We start from the raw sequence: 2,447 nt of genomic DNA on the forward strand, positions 1-2,447 counted from the left end.
ATTGCTTCGATTTTTGCCAATTGTTTTCAATCTAGAACGAGCTAATCAATTAAGTCTCTTGCCAGATAAGGATTTAGCCGATTTCTGCCCCCTGATCGAACCATACCAAGTAACGAAGAACCATAATACCTTTCGACAAAGGATTTCTCGGCTGGTGAGAGAGAGTCTATCTTTCTCTAACAAAATGAAGAATCACGTTGGGGAGCCTTTTGATATTTTATCCATGACTACAATGCACAGCAAAGCAAAGGATTAAGCCGCCATCACTACTACCGAATCACCACCCTCTATCTTTCTATCTGTCTATCCACTAGGATAATGACCTTGCAATCAAAAGTTCATGTCTGCGTCACAGTAAGTTCATATCCCCTGCCTAAATTAGAGATAGTCAGTCCCAAGCCGTTTTCCGAAACACTCCTCTCACACCCACGATTATTAGGACTGACTTTTATTCCCTTCTCAGAATGGTTAAACAATAAAAACTATGACTCGCAATATTTTTAACGATAATATCTCCCCGCGCAACGAAGGCAATCCTAAACGCTCCAAATCTTCTGCAATGAAAAAACTTTTTGCCTATTCCTCTTTACTGGTTTTGGGTGCCGGGTTAGGCATCGGTGCCACCTACGCCTACAGCCAAAATCCTCTAGAATTAGCCCAAAATATTGCCACCGCTACCAATAATCCTCGCCCCTCCACAGCAGCCGCAGCCGCTCCCTCAACCCTAGTTATGCCCACCAATTTTGTCGCTTCTGTGGTGCAAGAAGTGGGGCCGGCGGTGGTGAGAATTAATGCTTCTAGGGAAGTCAATGGAGGCGGTGATTTTTCGGAATTTGCTAACGATCCTGTTTTCCGTCGCTTCTTCGGTTCCCAAATACCCGATCGAGGAGAAAAACAAGTTCAAAGAGGTACAGGTTCGGGGTTTATTATCAGTAATGACGGTAAAATTATCACCAATGCTCACGTTGTCGAGGGAGCAGATAAGGTGACTGTCACCCTCAAAGATGGTCGCACTATCGATGGCAAAGTCTTAGGTAGTGATCCTTTAACTGATGTGGCAGTGGTACAGGTGGAAGCGAGCAATTTACCCAGGGTTAAATTAGGTAATTCTGATAGTTTACAGGTGGGAGAATGGGCGATCGCTATCGGTAATCCTTTGGGATTAGATAACACTGTCACCACGGGAATTATTAGTGCCAAGGAACGCAATAGCTCCCAAATTGGTGCTAGTGATAAACTGGTGGATTTCCTCCAAACCGATGCGGCAATTAACCCCGGAAATTCCGGCGGACCTTTGTTAAATGATCGGGGAGAAGTCATCGGAGTTAACACTGCTATCATTCAAAATGCCCAGGGTTTAGGTTTTGCTATTCCGATTAAGACTGCCCAAAGAATCGCCGAACAATTAATCGCTACGGGTAAGGTGGAACATCCCTATCTCGGTGTTCAAATGGTACAGTTAACCCCGGAGGTAAAAGAACAATTAGCCGATAGTCCTATGGCTGATAATTGGACTATCCCCGATGATTCTGGTGTCTTGTTAGTGCGGGTGATGAGAGATTCTCCTGCCGCAGCAGCGGGATTGCGATCGGGTGATGTGTTAAAGTCTGTAGGTGGTAAGAATGTCACCGATCCCGATGCGGTTCGGGAAATTGTTGCTAATACTCAAATCGGCGATAATTTGCCCGTAGAAATTAGCCGGGAAGGACAAAAAATTAATCTGAATATTCAAGTGGGTAGCTTGAATACTGCTAACAGATCCTAGTCTAGAAGATAATTTGTAGAGAGCTTGTTAGTAAGCTCTCTATATTATCGAAAGATAGTTAAATACTTGACCCTACGCTGACAATTTTACCGTTGGGAGATAGAAAATAAAAACCGCTCGTAAGCTCGATTAATTTTTTGCATAATTTTAATCGCCATGACGGAGGAATTGTGATCGGGGTGATACTGACGAGCAAGCTGATAATATCTTTGCTTAACTTCTGAAAAACTGGCATTCTTAGAAACTTCTAAAACCTCCCACCAATCGTCGGAATCTGGGGGGAATATTTCTAATTCTCCTAACATTTCTGACCATATTTTTACCTTACCTCCATAACTACCTGTAATTAAAAATTGACCGTCAGGACTAAATTTTAAGGGAGCAGTTCCCCGTAAAATTTTAATTAATTCTCCTGTTTGTCCTTGCCAAATTTTAATTTCTGTTCGGGAAGCACTAGCAATTAGATGGCGATGAGGATTAATAGCAATACTGATAATTGCCTGCTCGTGTGCCTGCCAACTTTTAATAATTTCTCCTGTCTTTATATCCCAGATTTTAATCGTTTTATCACTACCGCCACTAATTAGGGTCTGCTGAAAAAGTCATTGAAAAGTACAGGTCTCTTAATCAATGATTTCACTTAGCTACAAGCATAAGCTTTAGTTGTTGATTAATTTTTAAA

Annotated in this window: 2 protein-coding genes and 2 pseudogenes; 2 read left to right on the forward strand and 2 right to left on the reverse strand. The window is 42.2% G+C overall.

Features of this window, described 5'->3' with window-relative positions; translation table 11 throughout:
* Positions 1-127: 127 nt before the first annotated feature.
* Both PX636_RS04160 and PX636_RS04165 read left to right on the forward strand, forming a co-directional pair.
* Positions 128-237, forward strand: a pseudogene (locus PX636_RS04160) (IS1 family transposase); the annotation flags it as partial.
* Between the two features lie 247 nt (positions 238-484).
* On the forward strand, positions 485-1,765 hold the full coding sequence (locus PX636_RS04165) for an HhoA/HhoB/HtrA family serine endopeptidase (protein WP_288116301.1): 1,281 nt from the start codon (positions 485-487) through the stop codon (positions 1,763-1,765).
* An 86-nt stretch (positions 1,766-1,851) separates the two neighbouring features.
* Here the strand turns inward: PX636_RS04165 and PX636_RS04170 are convergent, their stop codons facing one another.
* Entirely contained in the window at positions 1,852-2,070 is a 219-nt protein-coding gene (locus tag PX636_RS04170; RefSeq protein WP_288116302.1) for a J domain-containing protein, read from the reverse strand.
* A 9-nt stretch (positions 2,071-2,079) separates the two neighbouring features.
* Positions 2,080-2,358, reverse strand: a pseudogene (locus PX636_RS22600) (WD40 repeat domain-containing protein); the annotation flags it as partial.
* Positions 2,359-2,447 lie beyond the last annotated feature (89 nt).

It is taken from the genome of Microcystis sp. M53598_WE2 (assembly GCF_030067735.1).
Classification (GTDB): domain Bacteria; phylum Cyanobacteriota; class Cyanobacteriia; order Cyanobacteriales; family Microcystaceae; genus Microcystis; species Microcystis aeruginosa.

What these genes read in the sequence shown, in the direction of transcription:
- PX636_RS04165 (WP_288116301.1), top strand. Translation starts at nt 485, where the DNA reads ATGACTCGCAATATTTTTAACGATAATATCTCCCCGCGCAACGAAGGC.
- PX636_RS04170 (WP_288116302.1), bottom strand. Translation starts at nt 2,070, where the DNA reads ATGTTAGGAGAATTAGAAATATTCCCCCCAGATTCCGACGATTGGTGG.